This window comes from Chromatiales bacterium (assembly GCA_020445605.1).
Classification (GTDB): domain Bacteria; phylum Pseudomonadota; class Gammaproteobacteria; order JAGRGH01; family JAGRGH01; genus JAGRGH01.
The window spans coordinates 109,126-125,410 of record JAGRGH010000037.1; the positions used below are offsets into that span (position 1 = coordinate 109,126).

Consider the following 16,285-nt stretch of genomic DNA (forward strand, 5'->3'; position numbering starts at 1 on the left):
GGGACCGTCGAATGATCGATGACATCAAGAACGACGCCAGCGCGCGCATGCGCAAGAGTCTCGAGGCCCTGAAGGCCGAGCTCGCTAAGCTGCGTGCCGGCCGCGCGCACCCGAGCCTGCTCGAACACATCACGGTCAGCTATTACGGCTCCGAGGTTCCGCTGAACCAGGCCGCGAACGTCCATGTCGAGGATGCGCGCACGCTGGCGGTGTCGGCCTGGGACAAGACCATGGTGCAGGCCATCGAAAAGGCGATCATGACTTCGGATCTCGGCCTGAATCCGGCCACGGCCGGCACCGTGATCCGGGTGCCGCTGCCGCCGCTGACCGAGGAGCGCCGCCGCGAGTTGATCAAGGTCGTGCGTCACGAGGGCGAGAACGCCCGGGTCGCGATTCGCAACATCCGCCGCGATGCCAATCACGGGCTCAAGGAACTCGTGAAGGAAAAGCTGATCTCTGAAGACGACGAGCGGCGCGGTCAGGAGATCGTGCAGAAGCTGACCGACAAGCATGTCGCCGAAGTCGACGAAATGCTGGCCGCGAAAGAAGACGATTTGATGCAGGTCTGAACCACCCCGCCATGACGCCCCCTGCCAACGCGCCCGTGACCCTCGCGGCGACACCGCCACCGCAGCACAAGCTGCCGCGGCACGTCGCGATCATCATGGACGGCAACGGCCGGTGGGCCGAGCGGCGCGGCGCGCCGCGCAACTTGGGGCATCACGCCGGCGTGGAATCGGTGCGCCGGGTCGTCGAGCGCTGCGTGTCCGAGGGCATCGAGGCCCTGACCCTGTTCGCGTTCTCCAGTGAAAACTGGCGGCGTCCGCGCCGTGAGGTCAGCCTGCTGTTCGACCTGTTCGTTTCGGCCCTGGCCCGGCACGTCAAACGCCTGCACAACAACGGCGTGCGCCTGCGCGTGATCGGCGCCCGCGAGGCGCTGCCCGAAAAGCTGCAAAAGCGCATCGACGAAGCCGAGCAGTTGACCGCGAACAACGACCGCCTGACGCTCCAGGTCGCCGCGAACTACGGCGGACGCTGGGACATCGTCGCCGCGGCGCAGCATCTCGCCCGTGAGGTTGCCGCGGGCCGGCTCGATGCGGACGCCATCGACGAGCCGATGTTCGCGGGCGCGCTGAGTTTCCCCGGGCTGCCGGAGCCGGACCTGCTGATCCGCACCGGTGGCGAGCGACGCATCAGCAACTTTCTGCTCTGGCAGCTCGCCTACACGGAGCTGCACTTCACCGACGTGCTGTGGCCGGATTTCGACGAGAACGCGTTTTCGGACGCCCTCGAGGCGTTCCGGCGCCGGCAGCGCCGCTTCGGGCTGACCGGCGAACAGATCGAGGCCCTGAAACACGGTCACGCCTGATGCTGCGCGACCGCGTGCTGACCGCGCTCGCGCTGGCCGTTCCGCTGGTCTGGGTCACGCTGGCTGCGCCGCTGGCGGCGTTCACCTCCCTGATTGCACTGATCCTCGTTCTCGCGGCCTGGGAATGGGCGCGGCTGGCCGGTCTGCGCGGCGACGCGCAGCGCGCGGCCTACGTGGTGTGTGTCGCGATCGTCGGGGCCGCCGCGCTCGCCTGGCAGCAGCGGCGACCGGAACTGTGGGCGTGGCTGGGTCCGACGCTCGTTCTGTGGCTGCTCTTCACCCTTGCGCTTGGTCGACTTGGACGGATGGCAGCGCCGCTCAAGGCGGCGCTGGGCGTGGCCGTGCTCACTGGGGCGCTGCTTGCGACCACGAGCATTGCCGCAATCGAAGGTGGCCGGCGCTGGGTGCTGTGGATGTTCGTGCTGGTCTGGGTCGCCGATATCGCCGCGTACTTCGGCGGGCGTCGCTTCGGTCGCGTGCGGTTGGCGCCATCCATCAGTCCCGGCAAGACGCGTGAAGGACTTTATGCGGCACTTGTGGGCGGCGTGATTGCGGCGCTCGTCGCGAAACCCCTAGTTGCGCCCGAACATCCGGGCTTCGGCCCGTGGATCGGGCTTGCCATCGTGGTCGTGCTGATTTCGGTCGTTGGCGATCTCACCGAAAGCGCGTTCAAGCGCGCCGCTGGGCTCAAGGACAGCGGCGCGATCCTGCCCGGTCACGGTGGTGTCCTAGACCGCATCGACAGCGTGCTGGCCGCGGCGCCGGTCATGGCCGCCGGCGCGGCGCTCGCGGGGCTGCGGTGAGCCGCGGCCTAACGGTGCTCGGCGCGACCGGTTCGATCGGTCGCAGTACGCTGGATGTCGTCAGCCGCAACCCCGACCGCTTCCACGTGCACGCGCTCACGGCGCATCGCGACGTGGACGGGCTTGCGGCGCTGTGCGAGCGATTTCGTCCGGCCGTGGCGGTCATCGGCCACGCCGAGGCGGCCGCCATGCTCGAGCGCAGGCTTGGGCTCGCCGGGCTGAAAACGCGCGTCGAATACGGCCACGAGCGTCTGGAGCGCGCCGCGGCGGCGGCCGAGGCACCGCTGGTCATGGCGGCCATCGTGGGTGCGGCTGGGCTGCTGCCTACGCTCGCGGCGGTGCGCGCCGGCAAGACCGTGCTGCTCGCGAACAAGGAGGCGCTGGTGATGTCCGGTCCGGTGTTCATGCGCGAGCAGGCCCGGTGCGGCGCGACCCTGCTGCCCATCGACTCCGAGCACAACGCCGTATTCCAGTGTCTGCCGGCGAACTTTCGCGCCGGACAGACGCCAAACTCCGTACGGCGGATCCTGCTGACCGCCTCGGGCGGACCGTTTCGCGACTGGCCGGCACAGCGGCTGGCGCTCGCGACCCCTGAGCAGGCCTGCGCGCATCCGAACTGGAACATGGGACGCAAGATTTCGGTCGATTCGGCTACGCTGATGAATAAGGGGCTCGAGGTCATCGAGGCCGGGTATCTGTTTGCGCTGCCGGTTGAGCAGATCGAAGTCGTGATTCATCGCCAGAGTCTGATTCATTCGCTGGTCGAGTACGTCGACGGCTCGGTGCTGGCACAGCTCGGACAGCCCGACATGCGCACGCCCATCGCACACGCGATGGCATGGCCGGATCGCATGGACTCCGGCGTCGGTCCGCTCGACCTCGCCGCTGCCGGCCGGCTGGACTTCGAGGCGCCGGACGTCGGCCGATTTCCGTGTCTGGCGCTGGCGCGTCAGGCCGCCGAGGCCGGGGGCAGTGCACCGGCCATGCTGAATGCCGCGAACGAGGTGGCCGTGAAACGATTCCTTGCCGGGGAACTTGCGTTCGATCGCATCCCGCTACTCATTTCCGACGTGATGGACAGTTTGTCCGTGACCCCGATCGATACGCTCGACGAGGTGCTGGCGGCCGATCGCGAGGCGCGCGAGTCGGCGGTGCGCTGGCGCGATGTGCCGCGCACGGCCGGCGGGGTGGCGACATGAGCGGGGCGGTGGGTTCCATCGTCTGGTTCATCGTTGCGATCGGTGTGCTCGTGACCGTGCACGAATTCGGGCATTTCTGGGTCGCGCGACGCGCGGGCGTCAAGGTGCTGCGATTTTCGATCGGCTTCGGGCGCCCGCTATGGAAGCGCCGCTTCGGCGCGGATGGCTGGGAACTCGTAATCGCCGCGATCCCCCTCGGCGGCTACGTGAAAATGCTCGACGAACGCGAGGGTGCGGTCGCCGTTGCCGAGGTCGATCGGGCGTTCAACCGCAAGTCGCTCGGCGCGCGCAGTGCGATCGTTGCGGCCGGCCCGATCGCGAACTTTCTGTTCGCGATCGCGGCCTTCTGGCTGCTGCTGGTCACCGGGGTGAGCGACGTGCGGCCGGTCATCGGCGGGGTGTCGCCGGATACGCCGGCCGAGCGCGCGGGGCTAGTGGCCGGTGACCAGATCATCGCCGTGGCCGGCGAGGCCACGCCGGGCTGGGAGTCCGTGCTGCTCGGGCTGGTGGCGGCATCGCTGGACGACAATCGCGTGACCCTGACCGTTCGCGACCCGCAGGGGCGCGAGGCCACGCGCTGGCTTGAGACCGGCGGGCTGGACCGGGTCATGGAACGCGGCGACATCCTATTCAATCTGGGTCTGCGCGGCGAACGGCCGGACCTGCCGGCCGCGGTCGGCGAGGTCATGCCCGACAGCGCCGCGCTGGCAGGGGGATTGCAGGCCGGCGATCGGGTCATCGCGGTCGACGGCCGGCCGATCGCGAACTGGTGGGACTGGGTCGATGTGATCGAACGCAGTCCGGGGCGCGCACTCGAGATGCGGGTGGCGCGCGGCGCTGACACGGTTGAACTCCGGGTGACCCCGCGTGCCGAGAATCAGGACGGCCGGTCCGTCGGCAAGGTCGGCGTGCGCCGGGCCGACGCCGAGATCCGCTTCGAGCCGAATACGGTCATCGTGCGGGAGGGGCCGGTCGACGCCATCGGTGGTGCGCTCGTGCGCACCTGGGACATGAGCGTGCTGACGGTGCGCATGCTCGGCAAGCTCGTGACCGGGCAGGCATCGCTGCGCGACAACCTCGCCGGACCGGTGACGATCGCGACCACGGCCGGCAAGGCCGCCGCCGCCGGTCTGGAACCCTACCTGAAGCTGCTTGCGCTGATCAGCATCAGCCTCGGCGTGCTGAACCTGCTGCCGATTCCCGTCCTTGACGGCGGGCATCTGCTGTATTTCATCGCCGAGGCGCTGCGCGGCCGGCCCCTGTCCGAAACGGTGCAGCTGCGCGGCCAGCAGCTCGGCATGCTGATTCTGCTGATGCTGATGAGCACGGCGCTGTACGTCGATCTGGAGCGGCTGTTGCGCTGACACCGGCCAGCGGCATCGGTTGCGTGGTTCTCAGCCCCGGTGTGCTCCCGTATACTGCGCCGACTTTGCCGCCGGCGACCGCCGAGCGCCGGAACTGCAACCTGTATCCCAGTCGTGCCCGTTAGTCGTATCCCTGCGATCCTGATCCTGTATGTGCTGCTGGCGGCGACGCCGGCGCGCGCGGCGGATTTCGTGATCAGCGACATCCGCGTCGAGGGCCTGCAGCGGATTGCCCCCGGTACGGTGTTCAACTACCTGCCGCTGAAGGTCGGCGACGTGCTCGATCGCGCCGCCTCGCAGCGGGCCTTGCGCGCACTTTTCAAGACCGAGTTCTTCAACGACATTCGCTTCGAGCGCGAAGGCGACGTGCTGGTCGTCGTGGTCGACGAGCGTCCGTCGGTGTCGGAGATCACGATCACCGGCAACAAGAGCATCGAGTCGGCCGATCTGCTCACCGGGCTCAAGCAGACCGGGCTTGCAACGGGCAACGTATTCAACCGGTCGCTGCTCGATCGCATCCAGCAGGAACTTCGCCAGGTCTACTTCTCGCGCGGTCGCTATGGCGTGTCGATCGACGCCACGGCCAAGCCGCTGTCACGCAATCGCGTCGAGGTCGTGATCGCCATCGACGAGGGCGAGGTGGCAACGATCGAGGGCATCAGCTTTGTCGGCAATCAGGTGTTCAAGGACAAGGAACTGCGCAAGCAGCTCGGGCTGTCCACCGGCGGCTGGCTGTCGTTCATCAGCAAGGACAACCAGTATTCCAAGCAGAAACTCAGCGCCGGCCTTGAGGCGCTGCGATCGTTCTATCTCGATCAGGGCTATCTGAACTTCAGGATCGATTCGGCACAGGTCACCATCACCCCGGACCGCCGCGGCATCTACGTGACCGTGAACATGACCGAGGGCGAGGTCTATCGCCTCGGCGAGGTGAAACTCGCCGGCAATCTGATCCTGCCCGAGGAAGAACTCGTCAAGCTGGTGTTCAGTTCGACCGGCGACGTGTTTTCGCGGGCCAGGACCACGGCAACGACCACCGCGATCACCGAAAAGCTCGGCGATCAGGGCTATGCGTTTGCAAACGTGAACGCGATTCCGGTCGTCGACGAGGCGGCGAAAACGGTCGCTTTGACCTACTACGTGGATCCGGGCAAGCGCGTGTATGTGCGTCAGGTTTCCGTCGCCGGCAACACCAAGACCCGTGACGAGGTCGTGCGTCGCGAGGTTCGCCAGATGGAAGGCGCGCCTATATCCACGAAGCTGGTCAAACTCTCGCGCAGCCGTCTGCGTCGGCTGAACTATTTCGACGACGTCACGATTGAAACCCCGCCGGTCCCGGGCAGCCCGGACGAGGTTGATCTGAACGTCGGTGTCAAGGAAAAGCCCTCCGGCGTGCTGCTCGCCGGTATCGGCTTCTCGCAGTCGCAGGGCATCGTCCTCAACGGCTCCATCACGCAGGACAACTTCCTGGGCTCGGGCAAGCGCGTCACGCTTGCGGCTTCGAATTCGACTGCGGTGCGCAATTACCGGTTCGGCTATACGAACCCCTACTACACGATCGACGGCATCAGTCGCGGTTTCGACCTGCGCTATCAGTCGACGAATGCCGACGACATCGATATCGCCGACTACACAACCGACGTGTCGTATGCCGGTGTCAACTTCGGACTGCCGCTGAATGAATTCGATTCGGTCCGGTTCACCCTGGGGTTCGAGCATTCGGCGATCTCCGCGGGTTCGGGTGCGTCGCAGGAGATCACCGACTACATCGACGAGAACGGTGATTCCTTTGCCGGTTTCAAGGCGACCGCTTCCTGGCGGCATGACACCCGTGACAGTGCGGTGTTTCCGACCCAGGGCGTGGAACAGCAGTTGGACGTCGAGGTCGGTCTGCCCGGCAGCGATATCGAGTTCTACAAGGTTCGCTATCGCCATAACTGGTTCCGTCCACTGATCGGCGACTACGTGCTGGTGCTCGGCGGCGACCTTGGCTATGCCGATGTCTATGGCCAGGCCGAAGAGTTGCCGTTCTTCGAGAACTTCTTCGCCGGCGGCATTCGCTCGGTACGCGGGTTCGAGGACAACACCCTCGGGCCGCGCGATTCTCAGGACGACCCGCTGGGCGGTGCCTCGATGATCGTTGGCCGTGCCGAGGTGCAGTTCCCGGTTCCGTTCCGGCTCGATACCAAGAGTGCGCGTCTCGGTGTGTTTCTTGACGCAGGCGGAGTGTTCTCGCAAGATGCCAGCTTCGACACCGGTGAACTGCGCTATTCCACGGGCGTTTCGGCCCTGTGGCTTTCACCGCTTGGTGCACTGGCATTCAGTCTCGCACTGCCGCTGAACGCGGATGCGGATGACGATGCGCAGCCATTCCAGTTCACGTTTGGTAATACGTTCTGATCGCGGGAGGCAGGCGTTTCAAATGATCGCTAAATCGGCGTTTCGGGCATGGGTTGTCTTCGCAGCAGTGGTCTGGTCGGCCGGTGCTGCCGCGGCGAAGGTGGGTTACGTCAATCTCTCAGACGTGTTGGAGAAATCCCCGCAGGCCGAATCGGCCAGCAAGGATCTCGAGAAGGAATTCCGTCCGCGCGACGAGGCGATCGTAAATGCGCAGAAGCGCCTGAAAGCGCTCGAAGAGAAACTCAATCGCGACGGCGCAATCATGAGCGAATCCGAGCGTCGCCAGCTCGAGCGCGACGTTCATGCGAAAAAGCGTGAAATCAAGCGGGATCAGGACGTGTTCCGCGAGGACTTCAATTTCCGGCGCAACGAGATTCTCGGTCAGCTGCAAAAGCAGATCGTCGAGGTCGTGCGTGCCCTTGCCAAGGAACAGGCCTACGACCTGATCCTGATCGATGGCGTGCTGTACGCAAACGATCAGGTCGACCTGACCGACACCGTACTGAAGCGCCTGAATTCCAACACCGGCGGCAAGTCCTAGGCGGACGCCGGCGATCCGCGCGGGCCTCTAGCCTTGTCGGCGGGTTTGCGACTCGGCGATATCGCCGCCGCCACGGGCGCCGAACTTCGCGGTGATCCGGACCTGCGCGTAACCGGCGTCGGTTCGCTCGAGGCCGCGGGCCCGGACCGGCTCAGTTTTCTGGCCGACAAGCGATTGCGCGAGCGGCTTGCCCAGACCCGCGCCGCCGCCGTGATCCTGCGCGAGGCCGATGCCGCGGCCTGTCCCGTCGCCGCGCTGATCAGCGACGATCCGCACTACACCTACGCCCGCGCGGCGCGTCTGCTGCATCCCCTGCCACCCTTGCGCGCCGGCGTTGCAACCGGGGCGGTGGTCGATGCAAGCGCCGAGATCGATCCGAGTGCCGAAATCGGCGCAAACGCCGTGGTGGGTGCCCGCACCCGGATCGGCGCGCGCGTCCATGTCGGCGCCGGCTCAGTGATCGGGGCCGATGTCAGCATCGGCGACGACTCGCGGCTGGTCGCGCGCGTGACCCTGTGCGACGGCGTGCGCATTGGCCGGCGCTGCCTGATTCAGCCCGGCGCGGTGATCGGTGGTGACGGCTTCGGGCTGGCGATGCATGACGGGCAGTGGACGCCGGTGCCACAGGTCGGCACGGTCGTGATCGGCGATGACTGCCAGATCGGCGCCAACTCCACGGTCGACCGTGGCGCACTCGCCGATACCGTGCTTGAGGACAACGTCCAGATCGACAATCTCGTGCAGATCGGACACAACTGTCGGATTGGCGCGCATACTGCGATGGCCTCTCTGGTGGGGATTGCCGGTTCCACGACAGTTGGGCGGTACTGTTTGCTGGCTGGTCAGGTCGGTGTCAACGGACACGTCACGATCGGCGACCGCGTCGAGGCGATGGGTAAGGCCGCCATCTTTTCCGATCTGCCGGAGCCCGGCCGCTACTCGAGCACCTTCCCGGTGATGCCGCACCGCCGTTGGCAGCGCGTGATGGCGGGCCTACGCAACATCGACAAACTGCTTGACCGGGTGCGGGTGCTTGAACGCCGACTCGGCGTGAAAAACGATCGTTCAACGGATGAGTGAGCGCGGGTGCGGCAGGGCTTTGCGCCGCATAGACCGCTCGCGCGTCATTGTGTAGGCTGGCGCCATGAATATCGACGAGATCAAGAAACGTCTGCCGCATCGCTATCCGTTTTTGCTCGTCGACCGGGTGCTGGAGGTCGAGACCGGAAAGCGCATACTCGCGCTGAAGAACGTCACGGCGAACGAGCCGTTTTTCCCCGGACATTTTCCGCAGCAGCCGGTGATGCCCGGCGTGCTGATCGTCGAAGCCCTGGCCCAGGCCACCGGGCTGCTGGCCTCGGAGACCATCGCACCCGAGGGTCTTGAGGACGGCGCGCTCTATTACTTCGTCGGCATCGACAAGGCGCGGTTCAAGCGCCCGGTGCGCCCCGGTGATCAACTCATGCTCGAGGCCGAACTGATCGGCCGCCGCCAGGGCATCTGGCGGTTTTCCACCCGTGCGCTGGTCGACGGCAAGCTCGTGGCCAGTGCCGAAATCATGTGCACGCGCCGGGAACTCAGTAGTTGATCGATCCGCGCGCCGTCATCGACCCGGCCGCGGAACTCGACACTGAGGTAGAAGTCGGGCCCTTCGCGATCATAGGCCCCGGTGTGCAGATTGCCGCCGGTGCCCGAATCGGTCCACATGCCGTTCTCAAGGGGCCGACGACGATCGGCCCGCGTACCCATGTCTACCAGTTTGCCAGCGTCGGCGAAGCCCCCCAGGACAAGAAGTATGCCGGTGAGCCGACGCGGCTGGAGATCGGTGCGGACAATGTGATCCGCGAGTTCGCGACCCTGCACCGCGGCACCGCCCAGGATTCCGGTCTCACCCGCGTTGGCGATCGCAATCTGCTGATGGCCTACACCCACGTCGCGCACGACTGCATCATCGGCAACGACACGATTCTCGCCAATGCCGCCTCCATGGCCGGGCACGTCGCGATCGGCGACTTTGCGATCCTCGGCGGCTTCACGATCGTGCACCAGTTCGCCTGCATCGGCGCGCATGCCTTCTGTCAGATGGGCAGTGTGGTCACGCGGGACGTGCCGCCCTACGTGCTGGTTGGCGGACATCCGGCCGAACCGCACGGCATCAACAGCGAAGGCCTGCGCCGTCGCGGGTTCAGCGACGACGCCACCCAGCGCCTGCGCCGCGCCTACAAGCTGCTGTACAAGTCCGGACTGCGCGTGACCGAGGCGCTGGTCGAAATGGAAGGCCCGCAGGTCATTTGTCCCGAGGTCGAGCATCTGCGCAGTTTCGTGCGCGATTCGCGGCGCGGGATCCTGCGCTGACGTCGCGGGTTTGGCACTGCGGGTAGCGATCGTCGCCGGCGAGCCGTCCGGCGACCGTCTGGCAGCCGGACTGCTGCGCGCGCTGCGCGAGCGGGTGGGCGCGATCGAGGCGATCGGTGTCGGTGGTCCGAAGCTGATGGCCGAGGGTCTAGAGTCGGTGTTTCCGATGGAACACCTCTCGCACATCGGGCTTAGCGAAGTGCTGCACCGCATCCCGGCGCTGCTGCGTGCGCGCCGACGGCTGGCGCGCAAGCTGATCGCGGCGCACCCGGCGGTGTTTGTTGGGGTCGATTCGCCCGATTTCAATCTCGGACTCGAACAGCGTCTGCGCGACGCAGGCGTGCCGACCGTGCACTACGTAAGCCCCACGATCTGGGCGTGGCGCGCGGGCCGGGTGCATACCCTGCGCCGGGCCGCCGATCGCGTGCTGTGCATCTTTCCGTTCGAGCCGGCGCTGCTTGCACCACACGGCATCGACGCACGCTATGTCGGTCATCCGCTCGCCGAGGAGATGGCGCGCGCGCCGACCCGCGCGGCCGCGCGCGCCGGGTTCGGCCTGAACGACGAGGCGGTCATTGCACTGCTGCCTGGCAGCCGCGGCGGCGAGATCGAGCGGCTTGGCGGGCTGTTCGTCGACACGGCGCGCTGGTGCGCCGATCGTCGCGACGGCTTGGTGTTCCTGCTCGGTGCCGCGAATGCCGCGCACGCTGAGCGTCTGCGCGAGTTGATCGGGGCGCGCGCGGCGAACGTGCGAATCGTGGCCGCAACGGGTCAGGCGCGTGCCGCCATGGCAGCCGCGGACGTCGTGTTGAGCAAGTCCGGCACGACCACGCTCGAGACCATGCTGGCTGGCCGACCGATGGTCGTGGCCTACCGGGTGAGCCTGGTTTCGCAATGGATCGCGCAGATCGGTCGACTGATCAAGACGCCTTACTTTGCGCTGCCCAACATCCTCGCCGGCGAACGGCTGGTGCCGGAATTCGTGCAGGCCGATGCGACGCCTGAACATCTGGGCACGGCGCTGTTCGACTGGCTGGATCGGCCCGCGGCAGTGGCCACGCTGCGCGAGCGTTTTTCCGCGATCTCCGCCGATCTGCGTCGCGACGCGGATCAGGAGGCGGCCGACGCCGTCGCGGGGCTGATCGCGCAGCGCGCGGCGCCATGAACTGGATCGCCGGCATCGACGAGGCCGGCCGCGGGCCGCTGGCCGGCCCGGTGACGGTCGCGGCCGTCATCCTGCCGCCGGATCACGGTCTGGCCGGACTCGACGATTCCAAACGCCTCAGCGCGGCCCGGCGCGAGGTGCTGGCCGGGGCGATTCGCGAGCGCGCCGTGGCCTGGACCGTGGTGCACGTCGAGCGCGAGGAGATCGATCGTCTGAACATCCTCGGTGCAACGCTGGCGGGCATGCGGCGCAGCGTCGAGGCCTTGGCCGTGCGGCCGGCGCTGGCGCTCGTCGACGGCAATCGTGCGCCGCAGCTACCCTGCGCGGCCGTGCCGCTGGTGCAGGGCGATCGGCTGGCACCGGTGATCTCGGCCGCGTCGATCCTCGCGAAGGTCGCGCGCGACACCCTGATGCGCGTGCTCGATGACCGTTACCCCGGGTACGGATTTGCGCGCCATTTCGGTTATCCGACGGCGGCACACCTCGCTGCCCTGGAGCGCCACGGTCCGTGCGTGGAACACCGGCGCTCGTTTGCGCCGGTACGACGGCTGATCGAAACTGCGACCTGATCGGTCCGTCTGGAACGAAACCCGGCCGGCCGGTATCGTTTCGCTGCCCTAACGTCTCCCCCGGCTCCGAGCGCATGACCCCCAGCTTCGTCCACCTGCGCGTACACACCGAATACTCGCTGGTCGACGGTATCGTGCGTGTCGACGAACTGGCGGATGCCGCAGCCGCGGCCGGCATGCCGGCCGTCGCGATCACCGATCAGTGCAACCTCTTCGCGCTGGTGAAGTTCGTCCGTGCCGCCGAGCGCCGCGGGCTCAAGCCGATTGTCGGCGCCGATCTGCTGATCGCCGACGGCAGCGATGCGCCGACCCGTCTGCCGGTGCTGGTGCAGGACCGCACGGGTTATCTGAATCTGAGCGAGTTGCTGACCCGCGCGCATCGTGACGGGCAGGCGCGCGGACTGCCGATCATCGCGCGCGAATGGCTGCACGGCCACACCGATGGGCTGATCGCACTGTCCGGTGCGCGTGAGGGTGATATCGCACAGGCGATCATCGACGGCCATCCGCGCCAGGCGCGGCGCCGGCTGGATGCCTGGCGCAAGCTGTTTGGCGACCGTTTCTATCTGGAGATCCAGCGCACCGGGCGCGGCGACGAGGCGCAATGGATCGACGCGGCGGTCGAGCTTGCGGTCGCGACCCAGACACCGGTCGTCGCCACCAACGATGTGCGCTTCCTGTCGCCGGACGACTTCGAGGCGCACGAGGCGCGCGTGTGCATCAACGCCGGGCGCACGCTCGCCGATCCACGCCGGCCGAAGGCGTATACGCCCGATCAGTTCCTGCGCTCGCCACCACAGATGGCGGAGCTGTTCGCCGATCTGCCCGAAGCGCTGGAAAACAGCGTGGAGATCGCGCGCCGCTGCAACCTCAGGCTTGAACTCGGCAAAAGCGTGCTGCCGGACTTTCCCGTGCCCGCCGACGAGTCGCTGGATGGCTTCGTGCGGGCGCAGGCCGGCGCCGGACTCGATCGTCGCCTGCGGGTGATCGAACCCGTCGCGCCGGTCGAGAAGTATGTCGAACGACTGCGGCGCGAGCTCGACGTCATCGTCGAGATGGGCTTCGCGGGGTATTTTCTGATCGTTGCGGACTTCATCAACTGGGCGCGCAACAACGGCGTGCCGGTCGGGCCGGGGCGCGGATCGGGCGCCGGCTCGCTCGTTGCGTATGCGTTGGGCATCACCGATCTCGATCCGCTGGCGTACGACCTGCTGTTCGAGCGGTTCCTGAATCCCGAACGCGTGTCGATGCCGGACTTCGACGTGGACTTCTGCATGGAAGGCCGCGACCGCGTCATCGATTACGTCGCGCAGCGCTATGGTCGCGAGCGGGTCTCGCAGATCATCACTTATGGCTCCATGGCCGCACGCGCCGTGGTGCGCGACGTCGGCCGTGTGCTGGGCCACGCCTACGGGTATGTCGACCGGATCGCCAAACTCGTGCCGTTCGAGATCGGCATGACGCTGGACAAGGCGCTCGAGCAGTCCGAGGATCTGCGCGCCGCGTACGACGCCGAAGAGGAAGTCCAGATGCTCATCGATCTCGCGCGCAAGCTCGAAGGGCTCGCACGCAATGTCGGCAAGCATGCAGGTGGTGTGGTCATCGCGCCCAGTGCGCTGACCGACTTCACGCCGCTGTACTGTGAGGCGGGCGGCGCGAATCCGGTCACCCAGCTCGACAAGGACGATGTCGAAGCGATCGGGCTGGTGAAGTTCGACTTTCTCGGTCTTCGCACACTCACGGTCATCGACTGGGCCGTGACGAATCTCGCGCGCCGCAGTCCGCCGGTCGAGGTCGATATCGGCACGCTGACGCTGGATGATCCGGAGGTCTACGCGCTGTTCTCGCGCGCCGAAACGACTGCCGTGTTCCAGTTCGAATCGCGCGGCATGAAGGACTATCTGCGCAAGCTGCAACCATCGCGCTTTGACGATCTCATCGCGCTTGCCGCCCTGTACCGGCCGGGCCCGCTGGGCGCCGGCATGGTCGACGACTACATCGAACGCCGTCACGGCCGCCAGGAAGTCGTCTACCCGCATCCGCTGCTCGAACCGATCCTTGAACCGACCTATGGCGTGATCGTCTACCAGGAGCAGGTCATGCAGATCGCGCAGGTGCTGGCCGGCTACACGCTGGGTGGCGCCGATCTGCTGCGCCGTGCGATGGGCAAGAAAAAGCCCGAGGAGATGGCCAAGCAGCGCAGCGTCTTCGTGGACGGTGCGACCGCCCGTGGCATCGATGCGCAGCTGGCGTCGGGCATCTTCGACCTCATGGAGAAGTTTGCCGGCTACGGCTTCAACAAGTCGCACTCGGCCGCATACGCGCTGGTCGCTTATCAGACCGCCTGGCTGAAGGCGCATCACCCGGCCGCGTTCATGGCCGCGGTGCTGTCGGCCGACATGGACAACACCGACAAGGTCGTGACGCTGATCGATGAATGCCGCGCGATGCAGCTCGTCATCCAGCCGCCGGACGTCAATCGTTCCGAATATCGGTTCGTCGTCGGCGCCGATCGCGAGATCGTCTACGGGCTGGGCGCGATCAAGGGCGTCGGTCAGAGTGCGATCGAGGCGCTGCTCGGCGAGCGCGATCGCGATGGTGGGTTTGCCGATCTGTTCGAGCTATGCCGCCGTGTCGATCTGCAGAAATGCAACCGGCGTGTGCTCGAGGCCCTGATCCGTGCCGGCGCGCTGGATTCAATCGCCGGCAACCGTGCCGCAGCGCTTACGGCGCTGGACTCCGCGTTGCGCTCCGCCGAGCAGCATGCCCAGGCGGCCGACACCGGACAGAGCGACCTGTTCGGCCTGCCCGTCGAACAGGAAACCGTCGCGCAGCCGGTCGTTGCCGAAGCGCTGCCTGATCACGACGACGAGGACCTGCGCCTGGCCGGCGAACGCGAGACGCTGGGGCTCTATCTCACCGGGCATCCGCTCGATCGCTGCGCGGATGAACTGCGCGAGATTGCCGGTCAGCGCATCGCCGACATCAGCGTCGGCCCGCCGGCCGACGGTGGATACACGCGCCGTCAGGACGTGCCCCAGGTCACGATCGCAGGGCTGGCCGTGCAGGTGCGTGGCGCAAAGACGCAGCGCGGCGAGCCGGCGCTGTTTCTGACGCTCGACGATCGCAGCGGCCGCGTGGAGGTCGCGGTATTCGGCGAACTCTACACGCACAATCGTGACTGGCTGGCGCGCGATGCCATCGTGGTGGCGCGTGGCAGCGTCGGCGTCGATGAGTATTCGGGCGGCTATCGCATGCGCGCCGAATCGCTCATGGAGTTCGAGCGCGCACGCGAGGCCCAGGCGCGCCGTCTGGTGGTCGATCTGCCGGCCGATGCGGGGCAGGCCGCGCAGGACCTGGCCGGGCTGCTCAATCCGCATCTCGACGGGGAGTGTGAGGTCCGCGTGCGTTGCCGGGTCAACGGTGCGCGCGTGCTGTTGAGCCTCGATCCGCGCTGGCGGGTGCGCGTCTGCCAGCGCCTGCTCAAGGGCCTGCGGCAGCGCTTCGGTGCGCAGGCGGTTGCAGTTCGCTACGCGCCGTTCGAGAATTCCGCAACAGCAAAGGCAGGGAACGGCAACCCAACGGCGGGAAATCATCCTCAAAATGGCGGAAGAGAAATACAACCTCATTTTTGAGGCCCGCAACTGCGTCGACGCGGACCTCGCCGGACTGCGCGAACGGCTGCTGGAGCGGTTCAGGCTGGACGAGCGCCAGTTGCAGCGTATGTTCAGCGGTGCCGACGTCGTGCTCAAGCGTGAGCTGACGGCCGAGCGCGCGGATCGACTCGCGACCTCCTTGCGCGAGGTCGGCGCGCAATGCCGGCTCGAGCCGGTCGGCGGCGCGATTCGCGACAACGGCGCGCGCTACAACCTGGTGATCGCCGCGCACGCGAAACCCGACAGTGATCTCGATTTGTTGCGCAAGCGCCTGTCACGCATCATCAGCGTGCCGGCCTTCCATCTGCACGGTGTGCTGGCCGGCCGGGAGATCGTCGTACGCCGGCGCGTGACGGCTGCCTCCGCCCACACGCTGGCGGCCCGTCTGGCGGCCGCGGGCATTCCGTACCGGCTGGAGCCGCTGGACCACGCCGCGGCGCTGAGTCCGGATGCGGCGGCGGTTGCCGCCGCGGCCGCGGCCATGCCGCCGCCAGAGGACGCCGTGACTCAGGCGGCCCCGGCGCCGGATGATGGCGTCGGCAGGGATACCACCCAGGTGCTGGAGGCGGCCTCGCGCGTGGGCCTGCCCGAGCGCGATGCGCTGGCCGAGGTGGTCGCAAGTCTGCCGCTGCCCTCGACACCGGCAAGGCCCACGCAACCGGAGCGCGTCGCGCTGAATCCGCCGCTGCGCGATCCCGGCGGTTCGGCCGCCCGCGTCGCCTGGCTCGCGGTACTCGTCGTGCTGGCCGTGGCCAGCATCTGGTGGGCGATGAGATGACAGGCTGTGCAGGGACAGTGGTCAACCTGCCGGCATGGCCAGACCCGTAGCGGGCGAAAGAACAAGTCTTTCGGTTTTCTTGTTTT

14 protein-coding genes are annotated in these 16,285 nt (G+C 67.0%); all 14 read left to right on the plus strand.

From position 1 onward, the window contains the following. Window positions 1–11 precede the first annotated feature (11 nt). The 14 genes from frr (at window position 12) to KDG50_07670 (ending at window position 16,199) form a co-directional block, all read left to right on the plus strand. Entirely contained in the window at window positions 12–569 is a 558-nt protein-coding gene (frr, locus tag KDG50_07605; protein MCB1865283.1) for a ribosome recycling factor, read from the plus strand. 11 nt (window positions 570–580) lie between these two features. Then, window positions 581–1,369, plus strand: a complete 789-nt coding sequence (locus KDG50_07610) for an isoprenyl transferase (GenBank protein MCB1865284.1) — start codon at window positions 581–583, stop codon at window positions 1,367–1,369. Then, entirely contained in the window at window positions 1,369–2,172 is an 804-nt protein-coding gene (locus tag KDG50_07615; GenBank protein ID MCB1865285.1) for a phosphatidate cytidylyltransferase, read from the plus strand. The genes KDG50_07610 and KDG50_07615 overlap by 1 nt, the downstream gene beginning before the upstream one ends. Further along, entirely contained in the window at window positions 2,169–3,371 is a 1,203-nt protein-coding gene (locus KDG50_07620) for a 1-deoxy-D-xylulose-5-phosphate reductoisomerase (GenBank protein MCB1865286.1), read from the plus strand. The genes KDG50_07615 and KDG50_07620 overlap by 4 nt, the downstream gene beginning before the upstream one ends. Then, window positions 3,368–4,735, plus strand: a complete 1,368-nt coding sequence (gene rseP / locus KDG50_07625; protein ID MCB1865287.1) for an RIP metalloprotease RseP — start codon at window positions 3,368–3,370, stop codon at window positions 4,733–4,735. Before KDG50_07620 ends, rseP begins: the two co-directional genes overlap by 4 nt. Before the next feature lie 105 nt (window positions 4,736–4,840). Then, the gene (bamA, locus tag KDG50_07630; GenBank protein MCB1865288.1) at window positions 4,841–7,135 is read left to right on the plus strand and encodes an outer membrane protein assembly factor BamA; all 2,295 of its coding nucleotides are present in this window, start codon (window positions 4,841–4,843) and stop codon (window positions 7,133–7,135) included. Window positions 7,136–7,157: 22 nt separating this feature from the next. Then, entirely contained in the window at window positions 7,158–7,676 is a 519-nt protein-coding gene (locus KDG50_07635; protein MCB1865289.1) for an OmpH family outer membrane protein, read from the plus strand. A 33-nt stretch (window positions 7,677–7,709) separates the two neighbouring features. Next, entirely contained in the window at window positions 7,710–8,756 is a 1,047-nt protein-coding gene (gene lpxD / locus KDG50_07640; protein ID MCB1865290.1) for a UDP-3-O-(3-hydroxymyristoyl)glucosamine N-acyltransferase, read from the plus strand. A gap of 64 nt (window positions 8,757–8,820) precedes the next feature. Beyond that, window positions 8,821–9,264, plus strand: a complete 444-nt coding sequence (gene fabZ, locus KDG50_07645) for a 3-hydroxyacyl-ACP dehydratase FabZ (GenBank protein MCB1865291.1) — start codon at window positions 8,821–8,823, stop codon at window positions 9,262–9,264. Continuing rightward, entirely contained in the window at window positions 9,261–10,031 is a 771-nt protein-coding gene (gene lpxA / locus KDG50_07650; GenBank protein ID MCB1865292.1) for an acyl-ACP--UDP-N-acetylglucosamine O-acyltransferase, read from the plus strand. Before fabZ ends, lpxA begins: the two co-directional genes overlap by 4 nt. Before the next feature lie 10 nt (window positions 10,032–10,041). Beyond that, window positions 10,042–11,196: a lipid-A-disaccharide synthase gene (lpxB, locus tag KDG50_07655; protein MCB1865293.1), complete on the plus strand. Its 1,155-nt coding sequence runs from the start codon at window positions 10,042–10,044 to the stop codon at window positions 11,194–11,196. Next, a complete protein-coding gene (gene rnhB, locus KDG50_07660; GenBank protein MCB1865294.1) occupies window positions 11,193–11,765 on the plus strand; it encodes a ribonuclease HII in 573 nt (190 codons plus the stop codon). The genes lpxB and rnhB overlap by 4 nt, the downstream gene beginning before the upstream one ends. 74 nt (window positions 11,766–11,839) lie before the next feature. Further along, the gene (gene dnaE / locus KDG50_07665) at window positions 11,840–15,400 is read left to right on the plus strand and encodes a DNA polymerase III subunit alpha (protein ID MCB1865295.1); all 3,561 of its coding nucleotides are present in this window, start codon (window positions 11,840–11,842) and stop codon (window positions 15,398–15,400) included. Then, the gene (locus KDG50_07670) at window positions 15,369–16,199 is read left to right on the plus strand and encodes a hypothetical protein (protein ID MCB1865296.1); all 831 of its coding nucleotides are present in this window, start codon (window positions 15,369–15,371) and stop codon (window positions 16,197–16,199) included. The genes dnaE and KDG50_07670 overlap by 32 nt, the downstream gene beginning before the upstream one ends. The last annotated feature ends 86 nt before the right edge of the window (window positions 16,200–16,285 follow it).

Coding starts and splice junctions, on each gene's coding strand:
- frr (MCB1865283.1), top strand. CDS start 12: ATGATCGATGACATCAAGAACGACGCCAGCGCGCGCATGCGCAAGAGT.
- KDG50_07610 (MCB1865284.1), top strand. CDS start 581: ATGACGCCCCCTGCCAACGCGCCCGTGACCCTCGCGGCGACACCGCCA.
- KDG50_07615 (MCB1865285.1), top strand. CDS start 1,369: ATGCTGCGCGACCGCGTGCTGACCGCGCTCGCGCTGGCCGTTCCGCTG.
- rseP (MCB1865287.1), top strand. CDS start 3,368: ATGAGCGGGGCGGTGGGTTCCATCGTCTGGTTCATCGTTGCGATCGGT.
- KDG50_07635 (MCB1865289.1), top strand. CDS start 7,158: ATGATCGCTAAATCGGCGTTTCGGGCATGGGTTGTCTTCGCAGCAGTG.
- fabZ (MCB1865291.1), top strand. CDS start 8,821: ATGAATATCGACGAGATCAAGAAACGTCTGCCGCATCGCTATCCGTTT.
- rnhB (MCB1865294.1), top strand. CDS start 11,193: ATGAACTGGATCGCCGGCATCGACGAGGCCGGCCGCGGGCCGCTGGCC.
- dnaE (MCB1865295.1), top strand. CDS start 11,840: ATGACCCCCAGCTTCGTCCACCTGCGCGTACACACCGAATACTCGCTG.
- KDG50_07670 (MCB1865296.1), top strand. CDS start 15,369: ATGGCGGAAGAGAAATACAACCTCATTTTTGAGGCCCGCAACTGCGTC.